Source organism: Sphingobacterium sp. JUb20 (assembly GCF_004342035.1).
Classification (GTDB): Bacteria; Bacteroidota; Bacteroidia; order Sphingobacteriales; family Sphingobacteriaceae; genus Sphingobacterium; species Sphingobacterium anhuiense.
This window is the reverse complement of the sequence record NZ_SLYV01000004.1, coordinates 275,875-292,716: the sequence shown is the minus strand read 5'-3', so window position 1 is coordinate 292,716 and position 16,842 is coordinate 275,875. Positions and strand designations below refer to the sequence as shown.

Sequence of the window (16,842 nt, the reverse complement as noted above, 5' to 3'; positions counted from 1 at the left end):
TTTTAAAAAAAACGGCGTTTTATTAAATATTAATTAGAGAAAAATGGAATTTGAAGATATAAATATACTCTTAGCTAAGCACTTTGTTAATGAGACCAGTTCTGCCGAAGAAACTGAAGTACAGGCATGGATTAATCAAAACAAAGAAGAGTATTTAAAACTACGAATAGCATGGGCTGATGCCAACACAACAGCATTAGAGCATCCTTATAATCCTTCAAATGCTTGGGATACCATTAGTAATAAACTTCATCTTGAGAAAAAACCGATCTACCTGCGTAATTGGAGTATTGCCGCTGCCGCAATATTAATCATCTCCTTTTGTGGAATATGGTATTATTTTCTAAATACGATTACTACACAAACCTTGACAGGAGAAGTTAAACACGTACAACTATATGATGGTTCATTAATAACACTTAATGAAAACTCGAGCATCGCGTACAAGCGTAGATATTTTGGGAAGCGGGAAATAAACCTAAAAGGAGAAGCATTCTTTGAGGTCAAACGCGACGAAGAACACCCTTTTGTCGTAGACTCAGATTCTTTAAAAGTCACGGTTTTGGGTACATCATTTTATATTAAAAATAGCGATAAACAAAAAAATGTAACGGTAATAACCGGAAAAGTAAAGGTGGAAGTCCAGGACAAATCGCCCCTTATTTTACTCCCCGGTCAGGCTGTAGAAATAGAAAATGGTAATCCCATGAAAAAAGAAATTCAGGCTAATCAATTAGCATGGCAGACTAATACACTCATATTTAATAACACTTCGCTACAACAAGTTTTTAAAACATTAGAAAAGTACTACAACATACAGATAAAGATCACAAATCCACCAGCAACCTGGTGTACATTGACCTCGGAATATAAAGATCTTCCGATTGAAAAAGTACTGAAAGAGCTTGAATTATTATTTGGTCTTAAATATAGTATTGCAGGTAATGAAATTTTCATTACAGCTTTAACTTGTAAAAATGAATAGATATATCCTTTGTTGTCTTATTGTACTTTTCCAATGGAAAAGTGCTTTAACGCAACAACGTAGCATTCTCAACCAGAAGGTTCATATTAAATTGGCTGAGGGTACTGTTGGATCCTATCTATCAACAATAATAGATCAAGGAATATCACTGTCCTATAGCAATGATCAAATAAAACTATTACGTGTAGTTCAAATAAAACCAGGAACTTACATTATTAAAAAGCTCTTAGAGATCATCCTTAAGGACGAACAGATTCAGATAACAGATCAAGAAAACAAAATCTTACTCCATAGACCCACTAATGCGAAGATTAATAAAAATATCTTAAGTGGATATGTGTACTTAAAAAACAGCAGAGAGCCTATACCGTATGCGAATATTAATATCGTAGGCACATCTATTTCTGTTAGCAGCAATGATTATGGATTTTACAGTCTAGAATTACCCGATGGAAAGTATGTATTAAAGGTCAGCCACATCGGATACACCTCCCAATTGGATTCATTAAAAATCACATCCTCCTTTACACATCATTTTCAGTTAGGATCCGGAATAACACTAACAGAAATTAAAGTAGAAAAGAAAGATACTAGAACCTGGGACGGACATACAATCAGCCCTAATACCGCTAGCAGTATTCCGTTGCTACTAGGACAGGCCGATCCTTTACGAACTATTCAAATGTACTCAGGAGTTTCTGGAGGAACAAGTGGAAGTAATATGTCTGTTAGAGGAGGCAGTAATGATCAAAATTTAGTTTTGTTAGATGGAGTACCGGTGTATAATTACAGCCATTTTGGAGACTTATTATCTATTTTCAACAACGATGCCATTAAGCACATCAGCTTTTACAAAGGCGCTTTCCCGTCCCGCTATGAGGGGCGGCTCTCATCTGTCATTGATGTCAAGATGAAAGAAGGAAATATGGAGGAGTTTCATGGTGTAGCCAACGTCGGAGTAATTACAAGTTCAGCCATGGTAGAAGGCCCCATTGTTAAACACAAAGTGTCTTTCATGTCCAGTATAAGAAGAAGCTGGATTGATGCAATTACCCAAGTAATTGATAAAGATATTGACCTCAAGTACTATCTTTATGATGCAAACTTTAAAATTAATTACAAAATTGATTCCACAACACATCTATATTTATCTACTTATTTAGGTAGTGATCGTATAAGTTTAGGTTTTAAAGAATCTGAAACTCCATTTCTACTGCAATGGGGAAATGCATTGGTATCGACTAGATTAAACAAAGTCATTAATAATCGTTTGTTTTATAATACTTCCATGACCTTTAGTAGATTTACAAATAAACTAATCACTGACATAGACAACAACTCTTATAACCAGATCAGTGACCTAGCGTTAAATAACGAAATAAATTACAGGTGGAATAATAATGTGTCCAGTTATTGGGGAGTTCGATTTAATGATAGCAAATTTAAATCGCGCTACCAAAATGACGAAGAGGGTAGCATCCAGCACACAACACAGATCAGTATCTATTCAGATAATGATATTTCTATCAGTGATCGACTGAAACTAAGAGCAGGATTACATTTGGTGACATTTTTAGTCAAACAAAAAACCTACGAATCTTTTCAACCACGCAGCTCATTAGTATTCAAGGTTGACGGTTCAAATTATTTTTCAGCCTCTTACGCCTACATGGCACAATTTTATCATCAAATAACACAGCCGGGCATAACCATTCCCAATGAATTTAGAGCACCCAGTTCAGCAAATTTACCACCTGAAGCATCCTCCACTTACGAATTAAGCTACAGATATATTTTCCCATCAGATGGCAATATAAATATTGGTATATATAGCAGAAATTTAAGAAACATATTGATGTCAAGACCTTTTCAATCATTATTTGATGAACCAGATGAAAATATAGCGTGGCAAAATCGGCTTCTCTCGGGAATAGGGAGAAGTAAAGGATTAGAAATTGATTATAATCAAAAATTTAATACCATCAACATTCAGGCATCGTATACCCTGAGTAAGGCTGAATCATCTTTTGCACAGATCAATAATGGCCAATATTTTATTTCACCAAGTGATATACGCAATCAGTTTAACTATTCGATGACCATAGACCTCAGTTCTAGATGGCAGACTTCGTTCCTCTTTACTTACCGGACAGGTAAAAGAATTACCGTTCCTTCTTATAACATTCCTGATTTAGACGAAATACTTGAAAACAGTCAAAATCCAGAAGAATACCAATTATATGCCGAAGATATACAAAACTACAAACTCAAAGATAATTACAGTCTGAACATTGGATTAGCGTATACCAAATTATACCATAATTCACGACGGTCACACTTGAGGTTTGGTATTAATAATATTATCGGTAGACCGGCACCCATTATTACAACGACAAGTATTGAAGACAATCAAATAATAGTCAATCAAGTAGATCCTTTTAAATTTTTACCTTATGTGGGCTATACCTATGTTTTTTAAAATCCAAAATTTAAGATATCCTATCATGATCTTTTCATTCATGCTTTTAGGCTGTGAAAAAGAAACTAAAATTACTTTAACAGATCAGACCAAAATTGCAGTAAATGGTCTTTTAATTGTAAACGGAAAATCAATATTACACCTTTCAAGAACGGGTAATTTAAATCAACAGACAAAGCCTCAAGCAATACAGCAAGCATCAGTATCTCTAAAAAATGAAAGTAAAACAATTGTTTATCAACATGAGCAAAATGGCTATTGGGTCAATGACAAAATGGCACTGGAATATGGAATGAACTATACCCTCAATATCTCAGTAGCATCAGAAAAAATTCAAGCAAAAGTACAAGTCCCCTTTTCCTATAATACTCAAATTACAAGAAAAAACACAAAAACGTCAGACATGACACTAACAATTAAAAGCCCAAAACCTCAGTGTTTTATCCTAAAAATGATGTTGAGAAATTATACTATAGGGGCCAACAAAGAAAGAATATATTCAGATGACTGGCAGGAGGCTACAATAGCTACTAAAAGTATGCAGACAGACAATGTAAAATACAGAGAACTGCAAATACCTTACTCCAAACTTTTTATACCGAAAACCTCTGAAGCAAGCATTGATTTTCAAATCTCCGCAGATAATAACAATACCGAATACAAAGGCATTGTTCAAGCTGTTGACCCCACATTTTATCAATATTATTATAATTATACAAATATCAAACAGGGTAATTCAGAAGAAGAAGTTCTTACGAACAAGGGAAATATCACTGGAGGTGTAGGCATATTGGGAACCGCAGTGGAGCGTATCGTTTATATCGATTAAAGCGATACAATAGATCTTTAAAAAACGAAGAAAAAATCTCCTTTACTGTAGCACGTAGCTCATGGTAAAGGAGATTTATATAGCTATCTCTTCGTGCTTGTCAGCTCTTGCAAAATCGCTTTCGAAGCTTCTTGAATAATACCAACATCTACAGAATAAGAAATATAATTGACCCCTAATTGGATCCACGATTTAGCATCTTTCAAGTTATCCGTAAATACACCGGTTGCTAATCCCTTTGTCCGACATTTATCAATAATAACTTTCATCTTTTCCAGTACCAAAGGATGGTTGATCTGACCGCTCACACCCAAAGCCTGAGACAGATCATAGGGACCTATAAAAATTACATCAACACCTTCCACTTCAATAATTTCATCCACATTTTGAATAGCCTCAGCCCCTTCCAGTTGCAAAATCAAATAGTTATCATTTGCCGATTTAAAGTACTCAAATCGGTCTGTATTGGAATACGCTGCCGCACGTACAAAGCGGCACACACCCCGCATACCCAATGGTGCAAATTTAGCATACTGAACAGCTTGCTTTGCTTCAGAAGCATTTGTGATCTGTGGAACTTGCACTCCCTTTGCACCAATATCGAGCGCTTTTCCAATCTCCGTTGGGCCATTTTCTGCAACACGGATAATAGGAAACGTATGTGAAATCTCAGCCGCTCGAACCAAATTTTGCGCGTTTAAAACATCATTAGGTCCATGTTCCAAATCAATGATTATAAAATCAAAACCCGCATATCCCATCGCTTCAATCATCCCCGCATCAGAGGTCTTAGAAAAGGGTCCGATCACCACTTCCTTATTTTTCAATTTATCTTCAAAATTCATAATCTTAATCTTTATAAACTACCATTCGGCTATTGAACCATCCTCATTTCTCCATATTGGATTATGCCAGTCATGACCAATCAAGCTCATCTTTTTAACATAATCTTCATCAACCGTGATACCTAATCCGGGACCACTTGGTATCTTTACCATCCCTCTTTCATACGAAAAAACCTCACTATTCGAGACATAGTCGAGAAGATCGTTAGAAGTGTTGTAATGAATACCTAGACTCTGCTCCTGTATCGCAGCATTGTGAGCCACAGCATCCAATTGCAGACAGGCAGCAAGTGCTATAGGTCCTAGAGGACAATGAGGAGCTATTGCTACATCATAAGCCTCAGCCATGGAAGCAATTTTCCGACATTCCGTAATCCCTCCAGCATGAGAAAGATCTGGCTGGATAATATCAACAGCGCGACTCTCCAATACTTTCTTAAAATCCCAGCGTGAAAATAACCGCTCTCCCAACGCAATAGGAATATGAGTCAATTTTGCCAATTGCTCTATGCCTTCCATATTTTCAGAAAGCAGTGGCTCTTCAATAAATATAGGATTGTACTCTTCCAGTTTCTTTACCAATATTTTAGCCATGGGTTTGTGTACCCGACCATGAAAATCAATTCCGACATTGATCTGATGACCAAAGCGTTCTCTTATCAAAGCCATCCGCTCCAAAAGCGCATCGATTTCAGCATAAGAATCCAAATAGCGCATGCTATTGGTGCCATTTATTTTTATCGTCCGAAAACCGAGATCAACCACCTTTTGAATTTCCTCCAAAATAACCTGCGGTTCGTCGCCACCTACCCATGAGTAAACTTCAATCTCAGTACGGCATTTCCCTCCAAGTAATTCATAAATTGGTGCATTATAAAATTTACCTTTAATATCCCAAAGTGCTTGATCTATGCCTGCTATTGCACTCATGAGAATAGGCCCCCCACGGTAAAACCCACCTCGATACATCATATTCCAGTGGTCTTCAATATCCATCGGATTTTTACCGATAAGTGTATCCATAAGCTCACGCACAGCAGCACATACCGTGTCCGCTTTACCTTCTAAAACAGGTTCACCCCAACCGATTATCCCTTCGTCTGTGACGATTTTTAAAAACAACCATCTCGGTGGTACTTTAAAAAGCTCGTATGCTATTATTTTCATAGATTAAAATTTATCCGCATGATAAAGACCAGCAGTCAATCCTCCATCAACCATAAATTCACCACCTGTTATATTAGAACTTGCTTCACCAGCTAAAAACGCAACCATATGAGCAATATCTAATGGTGTCGAAATTTTACCAGTTGCATGCAATTTCACAACATCAGCCTCGACTTGTGATGGATTATCCTTATCAGCCAACCAGTTTTGATAGTGGTAAGTATCCGTAAACCCGGGACATACACAGTTAACCCTGATTCCATATTTCCCGAGACTTAGCGCCATACTTCTTGTCATGGCATTGACCCCGCCTTTAGCTGCTGCATACATTTCTGTATCGGGCAAAGTTCTAAAAGCATGATTAGAAGATATGTTAATAATTGATCCATGGCTAGCGTGCTTTATCATACTCTGGGCAACATACTTAGTACACAAAAATACACCTCTCAAATCCGTATTAATAACACGATCCCAGTCCTCTATTGTAGCCTCCAAAATTGATTTAAACAACGTAATACCCGCATTGTTGATCAATATATCGATCGATCCAAAAAATTGTTCTGTCTTTGCAATCATATTGATCACACTCTCTTCAGAACAAACATCAGTTTGTACAGCATAAGCCTGATAACCTTTATCAGTCAGTTTTTTTTGTAGATCTTCACCTTCCTGATTGTTAATGGTAGCGATGACGACTTTAGCACCACATGCAGCGAAGTATGTTGCAATACCCTCACCAATACCTTTCCCTGCCCCCGTGACGATGACGACTTTATCTTTTACTTCGTTCATTAAAATAATGTGTGCTTGTTTATTAATATTTATATAATTCTTTAGCGTCTGAAGGCTAAATACATTTTCAACTCATGGAGTTTAAATTTTCACCAATTAAAACATCTCAATGATGTTAGACCCGATTATTTTTAGTTTCTGGCACATAAAGCCACAGGAATAAGAAATAGATCGCACATAAACCACCGAATATGGTAAATGTCTGAAATGTGGTCAATGTGGCAATCATGACTGGAAAAACATAAGTAATTCCGAAACATGCAACCCACAAAAAGGCAGAAGCAATGGACATGGCCTGTTCTCTTATTCTTAATGGAAAAATTTCAGCAATAATAACCCAGGTAACCGGTGCCAATGTCGCCGCATATGTTCCAATAAAAAGAAGAACAAGTACACTTACAAATTTTTGAGGAATGAAATCACCTTGGAAAGAAAGCCCAATCAAGAGCAATAAAATTGCCATGGTACCTGCACCTATCATCATCAGTTTTTTTCGTCCAACTTTATCGACTGTTCGAATAGCAACCAATGTGAACAACAGATTAACCGAACCAATCAAAATCTGTATTAACAACTGATTTTCAACGTCCATACCAACTTTTTCAAAAATAATTGGTGCATAAAACAAGACCGCATTAGCACCCGATATTTGCTGAAAAACAGCGATTACGATAGCTATCAGTAACAAAAAAGAATGTGGTTTTTGAAAGATGGAGCGATAGATCGCGCCGATAGAATCTTTTCCCTTCGTATTTTGACTCTGTAAATATTCCAGCTCATTAACCAATTCCTTCTCATCTACGGTATTTTCAAGAATACGTTTACCTTCGGCAAGTCTACCCTTATAAATCAGCCATTTTGGACTCTCCGGAAAGAAAAATGATGCGATCAAAAAAGCGGTTGCAGGAATTGCACCACTTATAAACATCCATCGCCAATTCCCTTCTATTCCTGAAAGAAAATAATTGGACAGATATGCCAACAAAATTCCAATTACAATAGCCATCTGATTTAAGGAAACCATTTTACCACGGATCTTCTGCGGACTTATTTCCGCAATATAAAGTGGTGACAGAATAGAAGCTCCGCCGACACTAAACCCCGCCACAATACGCCAAAAGATAATACTATCAACGGTATTGGCTATTCCCATGAAAATAGATGATACAATAAAAATGAGGGATACTAGAATTAAAGAAGGCTTTCTTCCTAATCGCTGTGCGATTCTTCCAAAGGCCATAGCCCCAAAGATACAACCAACGTACAAACAACTTGCCACCCAGCCCAACTGATCAGGTTCAAGGTTAAAATGTGGCACAATAAAAGGTATAGTCCCCGAAAAGATGGCAATATCAAAGCCAAACAGCAGGCCTCCTAAAGAGGCAATCAAACTATATAATAATACCTTACTTTCTCTAGCATTCATAAACTTGGTTTTAGAATGACTAAATTAGAAAGAGATACAAACTTAAGGATGTATAATTCGTGTGAATTAATGGATTATATTCTCATCCAATTTAACACTGTTACGATAGTGAGAAGGCGATACACCCATATGATCTTTAAAAAGTCTTGAAAAATAATATTGATCCTCAAAACCGAGATCGAATGAAATCTCCGATATCCTGCTATCCGAAAACTGCAACATATAACAGGCTTTCTGTACTTTAAGGTGATTCAGATATTCAATCGGAGAATAACCAGTACGCATTTTAAAGAGCTTTGAAAAATGTGAAACAGAAAGATTACTATTAGCAGCAATATCTTTTAAACTAATTTTTGTACTAAAATTAGTTTTAAGGTATAAGATGGAGCTATTTATAATATCCCCTTTATTCTCCAGTTGCCAATTACTAGAAATCTCACGATGAAGATATCCACTTAAAAAATAAGGTAAAGTCATCGTTAGACATTCCATAATCTCACGACCATATCCTTTTAAAAGTAATGTATACATCTTCTCAAAAATAGATTTCATTTCCTCTCCAAAGACAAATGAATTTTTGTTAAGCAAAACATTCTTATATATTCCGTTAACAATATCTGTCGCATTTCTACCGTTAAAATGTATCCAGTAAATTGTCCATGGATTATTATGATCCGCTTGGTAGGTATGTGCAGTATTGGCCGGAATTAAAATATATTCATTCGCCTGGATATGGTATAAGTCGTTGCCAATAGAAACTTCTCCTCTCCCATCCACGCAATGGATCAGAATATGTTGCATACATCCTTCTTCTCGTTGGCGATAATGAAACCTTGCTTTTGGAAAATAACCAATATCTGTAATGTAAAAATTACCAGAAATTTTTTCCAAACTATTCTGTTTAACAACAATTGGGGGAACGACAACGCACACCTCGCCATCAAAGCCATCTTTTTTATTTTCAAATTTCTTCATTTCAAATTTATAAAAGAAAATAATCCATGTAAATGAAAATTTACGCTATCTATTCATGTTAAACCAACATTATCTTTGGTAAAGCAAAACGATTATAAGCATATTACCAAAGGTAACAATAATCCCTAATAAATACACCTTTATAACTAGGGACCCTATTATGATGAAAATATAGATTTAAGCGCTTCAAAATTGCATATTGAAGATTTGAAAATTATTCATAAAATAGCTTGTACCTCTAGTTTAAATTGTAAAGACATGTTATAACCATCGAAAACAATCCGACTAATTATGACTAAAAAAATTTCTATTTCTGAAGGATTTAAAGGAGAAGAAGCGATAGCATTACCATTGGATATTCTACAAATGCAGAAACTGCTACCAGCTAAAAAAAATCTATTTATTACCCATATTGGCTATTATCCTGAAGCTAGGTATCATCTTAGAAACAGAGATCAGGGATGCAACGAACATATTCTCATCTATTGTTCGGAGGGTATGGGATGGGTAACACATGAAAATAGAACAGTACATTTATCAGCGGATACCTATTACCTTATACCTGCAGGCGAGCCACATAGCTACGGGAGTAAAGATAGTAATCCATGGAGCATTTATTGGTTACATTTCAAAGGAGAAGACAACGGATTGGTTCATTCTTTAAAGGGCAAGCCACTTTCTTTAAAAAACACAGGGTCACAGAGCAAAAAACACAGCCTAGATCTTTTTCATAATATTTATGAAAATTTGAAATTTGGTTATCATGCAGAGACATTGGATTATATTAGTTTTACACTTCTTTACTTCTTAGCATCCTTAAAGTATCAAGAGCAATATCTTCGTAATAGTCGTCTGAATAGCGAAAATATCATGAATAAGTGCATTGCAATTATGAAAGAAAATTTAGAAAAAAAGCTAACACTTCAGGAATTATCTAACTTGATAGGTTATTCGTCTTCACATCTTACACGACTTTTTACAGAAAAGATGAATAGCTCACCAATGACCTATTATAATCGGATCCGACTCGAACAAGCATGTCAATATCTAAAATATTCATCCTATAAAATAAAAGAAATCGCTTTTAAGTTAGGGTATTTTGATCCTTATCATTTTTCAAGAAGTTTTAACAAAGAAATGGGTATCACTCCCAAAATTTATCGTCAGCAATACTACATACCGACCGAGCAAATCAATCAATAAGCATTGATTGATAAAACGAAATACAACTTATCACACTTTCATAGAGTATGATAAGTCGCATTCATTTTTTATTATGAAATTTTATAATGAAACACCGAACCACTATTAGGGTATTTCAAAAGTTGCTGTTCGTCTAGTCCTACTTTTGCCGTTGAAATAAACAAATCTTGATTATTAGGTCCGCCAAAAACACAAGAAGTAACATGGGGTGCATCAACATATATTCTATCTAAAAGCTTTCCTGTATTTATATCCCAACAGTATACGCCGTACCCTCCCCAATGGGCAACCCACAAGTTTCCATCAGGACCTATACACATACCATCCGGAGAACCGTATTCCGATGGAATTTTAACCAACACATCATAATGAGCAGTTTCATTAGTATCTTTTGTAAAATCATACCGACGTATTTCATTAGTAAAAGTATCAATAAAATAAGTATAGGGTAATTTCCCGCTCCATACAATTCCATTAGGTATAGAGACCGCATCAAGCATGACATGCAGTTTTTGATCTTTATAACAATATAACTTTCCACGCCCAGAAATGGCATCCATATGCATTGTTCCGATCCAAAAATTACCGTCCGGATCCAGGCCACCATCGTTTGTTCGGATCTGACCATTCTCGTGTGGAATATCAATAATAGGTTTTACTATATTTGTAGCTTCTTCCCAAGATGCCAACATCCCCTGCATGCCTAAGATAAAACCGTGACGATCATTCAATACAATTTTACTGACATAGTCATCCAAATTCCAGATACTCGTCTGTTCACCACCAAACTTATGTTTATAAATTTGTTTACCTAAGATGTCAACCCAATAGATACTAGCATTACGCTTATCCCATAAAATACTTTCTCCTAATTGACAGGTTGATTTGACCAATAATTGTGCATTTTTCATTAGAATATAATTATGTTTGAGTTTACTAAACTCAGTTTATCACTTAGATGGTGTTATCTTAAATCCGATTAAACGTAAAAGGATTGGATCAGATGAGTAAAACTACCATCTTATCCAATCCTTTACCATATACTAAAATATCATAAAGATGTATAATCTTATGCATTCCAACCGTTCCCTTAGTCTTGCATCAAAGCACTTCTGCCACCATCAATAAGGTAGGTCGTTCCATTCGCAAACGCTGCATAATCGCTCGCTAAAAACACACACCAAGCACCGATTTCCTCAGGGGTTCCTAAACGTTTCACAGGATGAAGCGCAACGGTAGAAGCTCTTGCTTTGTCCGCATCATCGAAAGAATCAAACCATTTTTGATTTCCAGGTGTATCAATAAAACCAGGAGCAATACCTACAGTACGAATATGAGGAGCCCATTCAATAGCCATGGCCTTCACCATAGCCAATAACCCTGCTTTAGCTACATTGTATGGAAAACAACCTTTCATAGAAGAATAAGCATGATTAGATGTCATGATAATAAAAACACCTTGATCAGCTTGATCTAGTAATGGTTTCATTTTTTTTCCCACCTGCCAGTGTGATTCAAGATTAAGATGTTGATTGAGATCCCATTTTTCCTGATCACAGTTTTCAACAGTATCAAACACATTCATTCCTGCATTAGAAACGACCACATCAAGTTTTCCATAACTTTGAACCAACTCATCTGCGAACAGTTGAATCTCTATAGCCTTGGTTAAATCCACCTGATAATAAATTGCATCATCAGTATAGACCTTCATCTGTTGTCGATAGTATTGTACCTGCACTCCATCAGCAGGTTGCTCTGCGCATACAATAACGCGAGCTCCGGCTTGAGCAAATAGGATAGAAGTACCAAGTCCAATACCAGATATCCCTCCCGTGACTAATACAGTCTTCCCTTTTAAATCAATTGATAATGCCATCGTAACTATTAAACGTAAAATCCAGGTCTTGGTTCTAATATTCCTGGATGTTTTTCCATTTCCTCTTCTACAAGATCCACTCCCAGTCCAGGTCTGTCACTTAAAGATAGAACACCATTTTGAACCATATCCGCAATTGGATGATCGATAACAGTATCTCTCCAAGCAACATCGTTAAACATAAATTCCTGTCTAAAGAAGTTAGGAACAGAAGCACATACATGTGCGCTTGCCAATGTCGACAAAGGTCCATTTGGATTGTGTGGCGCTAACAAAACATTATAAGCCTCCATCATCGTTGCCATACGCTTCATTTCGGATGGTCCTCCACAACGGGTAATATCGGGCATCATAATATCACAGATATTTTTTTCTAAAACAGGTCGGATACCATGTCTTGTATAGTGACGTTCACCGACACAAATAGATACGTTTGAAGGAATCCGTTCACGCATAGCTCGTAAAGTATCCGCACTTTCCGGACCTGCAGGTTCTTCATACCAGGTAATATCTAATGCTGATAGGCGTTGTGCCATCTTCACTGCAACCCGATAATTCAACATCGCATGTGTCTCGATCATAATATCAAAATCAGGACCAACGGCATCACGTACAGCTTTACTCACATTAAATGCTAAATCCTGTTGCTCCGAAGTCAAGGTTAAATTAGGAGCAAGATCTTCTCCATATAAATAATTAGTATGCGCAAATGGATCAAATTTAAGGCCGGTAAAACCAGCTTCTTTTACTTTAAGCGCTTGTGCGGCATAATCTTCGCCATTATGTCCACCACCAGTGAACCAATAATTAGCATAAAGCAAAATATCTTTACGGAAAGCGCCTCCCAACAATTCGTAACAAGGCACTCCTAACACTTTAGCTTTTAAATCCAAGAGCGCCATATCTATTCCACTGATGGCACACATACTAGCACCGTAGGGACCAACCCAATTTAAATCGCGGTAGAGCTTTGTCCATATAAAGTCAGTCCGCATCGGATCTAAACCGATTATACGCTGACCTACATGTTTTGCTGCTTCAAACACCAAAGGACTTCCTGGCCAATTTGTTGCTTCCCCAACACCAGTATGACCTGTATCCGTATAAATTTTTAATAGTGTCCAGTTGTATTTTACTCCCTCTACCAACCAGACTTTTACATCAACTATTTTCATTTGAATATATTATTTATGAGTCTATTTTTTTCAACGACATCCTCAGCTCGTTACACTTTTCTTAATTTTTAAGAACTATAAAACTAGTCCATTTTCATTCATTTAGGCATAAACTCTTCTAAAGAGAGTTTATGCCTATTTTTCTATATAAAGTTACGTATTAATCAATCTGTAAGATCATACTACCTTTTATCACATCACCTTTTTTAAGCGTAATCCGACCGTCTGTAAAGGGACTTCCATAAAAGGGCTCAGAACCGCTATTTGTATAATCAGCAACTAACCATTGAATATGTTCATCCTGTTTCCAGGTACGGGAAGCTTGCTTGCCTGTAGCTAATAGATTCACCTGTTTACGATCAACAGTCGTTAAAGAAGCGGTTATCACCCTAGCCTTTGTAGACCTAAAATCATTTGATCCCATCGTATTTGCATCATCTTTCCAAGCTTTCGCAACCGGCTCGCCATGCGCTTCAACCTCATATACGTTGTTCGCATTTAACTTCGCTACACCATTATTACGACCAATATGATTTTCTGGATAATAAGAGAAATCTCCTTTTCTAGACCATTTAAGTTCATCATAGTGCAAAGGTAGTTCTAACATTAAACCATATTGATAAACAGAAACTTCACCAGCCTGATAATTCATCTCATAGTTTGTTTTAAACAGACCTTCTTTTGTAAAAATGAACTGTTGTTTACCTGTACCTTGTTGATACGTCAGATCCAAATCGACAACGATACTATCTTTATCATCCCGAGCCTGTACCTGTGTAGCAAACAAAGTGTATTGCTCATAATGCTTGATCGGGTATATATTATTTTGATACGTCTCCCCTGCTACATTTGGTTTTCCACCATCCTCAGCATTTGCAGCGATAATCGCCACAGATGGTCCTTTGGAAAGGACTTGTTCACCAGAAGTTCTAGCAGCAGTCATTAATCCATAAGTTTTGCTGATGGTATACACAACATCTCCTTGGGTAATATAAACAAATGCCGAATCCTGTTTCAAAGCTAACGCTTTAGCTGTTCCATTTACTGTTACTACTTTTGGCGTTTCAAAAATCTCATGTTCAACCTCAAAACCACGATCATCATTGACGATAATTTCAACCTTATTGAATACACCCGAAGCATTTGGGACAACAAGTTTACCTGCTGAACGAGCTTGCAGATTAGAAGTTACCGGAATTAATTTACCATCAACCATCACTTTTATTTCCACATCTTTTAATGAACGGAAATCATAACGATTTTCAACATCGAAGGTGATATTATTGGAATTACTTTTCAAATTAGAAATACGTACTGGAGAATAGGCTTTTTTCATCCCAAAATATTCTGGTTTTTCTCTTCTCCAGCCATCAATTGGTCCCCAAGGTCCATAACCTACAATTCGTCCATCCGGCATATGGAAAGTATCATCAATACCACTCCAAATTGCTCCGCCCAAATTCCCTTTATGAACATACATCGAGTCAAAATAAGTGACCATTGGTGCATTAAATGCATCTCTTACCCCTGGGTCCGTCAATAGTTCTCTTCTATTATAATCCGATAAATGGGCGTATTCACCAAACAAAGTAGGTCTGCTCATTGTATCTGTAGCCTTTGGTCCATTGATTCCAGGATAGTGATAATTAGCAATATCAGCTTTACTACCAGCATTGTTAAAACTTCCCCAAGTTTGATCATGAAATACAGTAGGTCGGGTTTTATCCAACGCTTTTACGGTCTTATTTACTTCAGCCCATAAGTCACTCCACCTAGACTCATTACCCAATGACCAGAAGATGATAGATGGATGCTTTCTATTACTCACGACATTATCCATATTTGCACGTAGCATTGTAGGCAAAAATTTCGGATCTTGATAATTCCAATGACGCCAGATAGGTGAAGCGTGGTGCTGTATCCAGTTTAGAGCCGATTCACTTTCAACATACAAGCCCAGTTCATCTGCCGCATTTAAAAACTCTTCCGAAGGTGGGTAGTGGGAAGTACGGATATAGTTGAGATTACCCGCTAAAAATACTTCAACATCTTTTCTATCCAAAACTGGATCAGATGCTCTACCCATTAACGGATGTACAGCATGACGGTTTACCCCTTTCAACTTAACCGGACGACCATTAACCAAAAGTTCATTACCTCGAATCTTAATGTCACGGAAACCAACTTTTTGTATATTCGATTGTACCACTTGAGTTCCATTCAACAATGAAGTAGTCAATTCATACAAATACGGACTTTCAGCAGTCCAATGCTTAGGCTTTGATACCTGAATATCCAGATCAAACGGTATTGTCTGATTTCCTGTCGCCGATTTTTTAGCTGTTTTCTTTTCAAAAACAGTTTTACCACTTTTATCTTTTAGCGTATATTGAATAGCTAGATCTTGATTTCCGGATGTGTTATTAGCCACAAGTGCCTGCAAATGAAGTTTAGCATCTTGATATTTAGGATCAAATTTAACCTCCACATCTAAATCAGCAACATGAGTCTCAGGAAGCGCAAATAAAGTCACTTTCCTCAAAATACCGCCAACCGTATGCGCTGCGTACTGGGACACACACGAAAGAATATCACTGATCGTATTGGCACGTACCTCAACAGTCAAGACGTTAGTACCAGACTTCACTGCTTTCGTAACATCCATTTCAAAAGCAACAAAACCTCCTTCATGTTCTCCTATATATTGCCCATTCATTTTCACCACAGCATTTGAACTAACAGCATCAAATTTTAGAGCAATACGTTTACCTTTCCAAGATTCGGGAATAGAAATCTGTTTTTCATAAACCGCTTTTTCACCCGCTTTAACCTCATATCCTTGCATTTCCCATTCACCAGGAACTTTTATAGTCGCAGGTTTTCCATTTTCAACCCGAAAGGACCATACTCCATTTAATGAGATCTGCGGTTGATCGATACCTTCCACCTTCGCAGGTAAAGGAGAAAGTATTTTTATGTTAGCACTTTGCTGCGCTAGACCCAAGTGTCCAAACCCCAGTAGCAGCACAACCATTACTGCGTTAATCTTTTTTATATTCATCGGAATAACATTACATCTTGAGCTCA

At 36.9% G+C, this 16,842-nt stretch carries 13 protein-coding genes; 4 read left to right on the top strand and 9 right to left on the bottom strand.

Translation table 11 applies throughout. The features are described 5' to 3' along the window. Positions 1-43: 43 nt before the first annotated feature. Genes EDF66_RS08935 through EDF66_RS08925 form a run of 3 tightly spaced genes read left to right on the top strand, consistent with a single transcriptional unit; the run spans position 44 to position 4,293 of the window. Positions 44-985 (top strand): FecR family protein, encoded by a 942-nt coding sequence (locus EDF66_RS08935; RefSeq protein ID WP_132842086.1) that lies wholly within the window; start codon positions 44-46, stop codon positions 983-985. After that, positions 978-3,464, top strand: coding sequence for a TonB-dependent receptor (locus EDF66_RS08930; RefSeq protein WP_132842085.1), 2,487 nt, complete (start codon positions 978-980; stop codon positions 3,462-3,464). Before EDF66_RS08935 ends, EDF66_RS08930 begins: the two co-directional genes overlap by 8 nt. Before the next feature lie 25 nt (positions 3,465-3,489). After that, positions 3,490-4,293 (top strand): hypothetical protein, encoded by an 804-nt coding sequence (locus EDF66_RS08925; protein ID WP_132842084.1) that lies wholly within the window; start codon positions 3,490-3,492, stop codon positions 4,291-4,293. A gap of 83 nt (positions 4,294-4,376) precedes the next feature. Here EDF66_RS08925 and EDF66_RS08920 read toward each other — a convergent pair whose 3' ends face one another. The 5 genes from EDF66_RS08920 to EDF66_RS08900 all read right to left on the bottom strand — a co-directional run bounded on the left by EDF66_RS08920 (position 4,377) and on the right by EDF66_RS08900 (position 9,498). Beyond that, positions 4,377-5,138 carry an HpcH/HpaI aldolase family protein gene (locus tag EDF66_RS08920; protein WP_132842082.1) on the bottom strand — a complete coding sequence of 254 codons (762 nt, stop codon included), beginning with the start codon at positions 5,136-5,138 and terminating at the stop codon, positions 4,377-4,379. An 18-nt stretch (positions 5,139-5,156) separates the two neighbouring features. Next, positions 5,157-6,305, bottom strand: a complete 1,149-nt coding sequence (gene dgoD / locus EDF66_RS08915; protein WP_132842081.1) for a galactonate dehydratase — start codon at positions 6,303-6,305, stop codon at positions 5,157-5,159. A 3-nt stretch (positions 6,306-6,308) separates the two neighbouring features. Continuing rightward, positions 6,309-7,097: an SDR family NAD(P)-dependent oxidoreductase gene (locus tag EDF66_RS08910; RefSeq protein WP_132842080.1), complete on the bottom strand. Its 789-nt coding sequence runs from the start codon at positions 7,095-7,097 to the stop codon at positions 6,309-6,311. A gap of 115 nt (positions 7,098-7,212) precedes the next feature. Then, positions 7,213-8,523 (bottom strand): sugar porter family MFS transporter, encoded by a 1,311-nt coding sequence (locus tag EDF66_RS08905; RefSeq protein ID WP_132842078.1) that lies wholly within the window; start codon positions 8,521-8,523, stop codon positions 7,213-7,215. 66 nt (positions 8,524-8,589) lie between these two features. Continuing rightward, on the bottom strand, positions 8,590-9,498 hold the full coding sequence (locus EDF66_RS08900; protein WP_132842077.1) for an AraC family transcriptional regulator: 909 nt from the start codon (positions 9,496-9,498) through the stop codon (positions 8,590-8,592). Positions 9,499-9,789: 291 nt separating this feature from the next. On the opposite strand from EDF66_RS08900, the gene EDF66_RS08895 reads away from it, so the two are divergent. After that, positions 9,790-10,701, top strand: a complete 912-nt coding sequence (locus EDF66_RS08895) for an AraC family transcriptional regulator (RefSeq protein ID WP_132842076.1) — start codon at positions 9,790-9,792, stop codon at positions 10,699-10,701. 71 nt (positions 10,702-10,772) lie between these two features. On the opposite strand, the gene EDF66_RS08890 is transcribed toward EDF66_RS08895, so the two are convergent. The 4 genes from EDF66_RS08890 to EDF66_RS08875 all read right to left on the bottom strand — a co-directional run bounded on the left by EDF66_RS08890 (position 10,773) and on the right by EDF66_RS08875 (position 16,816). Continuing rightward, positions 10,773-11,612, bottom strand: coding sequence for an SMP-30/gluconolactonase/LRE family protein (locus tag EDF66_RS08890; RefSeq protein WP_132842075.1), 840 nt, complete (start codon positions 11,610-11,612; stop codon positions 10,773-10,775). A gap of 179 nt (positions 11,613-11,791) precedes the next feature. Continuing rightward, positions 11,792-12,580 (bottom strand): SDR family NAD(P)-dependent oxidoreductase, encoded by a 789-nt coding sequence (locus EDF66_RS08885; protein WP_132842074.1) that lies wholly within the window; start codon positions 12,578-12,580, stop codon positions 11,792-11,794. An 8-nt stretch (positions 12,581-12,588) separates the two neighbouring features. Next, positions 12,589-13,755, bottom strand: coding sequence for a mandelate racemase/muconate lactonizing enzyme family protein (locus tag EDF66_RS08880; RefSeq protein WP_132770210.1), 1,167 nt, complete (start codon positions 13,753-13,755; stop codon positions 12,589-12,591). 160 nt (positions 13,756-13,915) lie between these two features. Next, positions 13,916-16,816 (bottom strand): glycoside hydrolase family 2 protein, encoded by a 2,901-nt coding sequence (locus tag EDF66_RS08875; RefSeq protein ID WP_132842073.1) that lies wholly within the window; start codon positions 16,814-16,816, stop codon positions 13,916-13,918. Positions 16,817-16,842 lie beyond the last annotated feature (26 nt).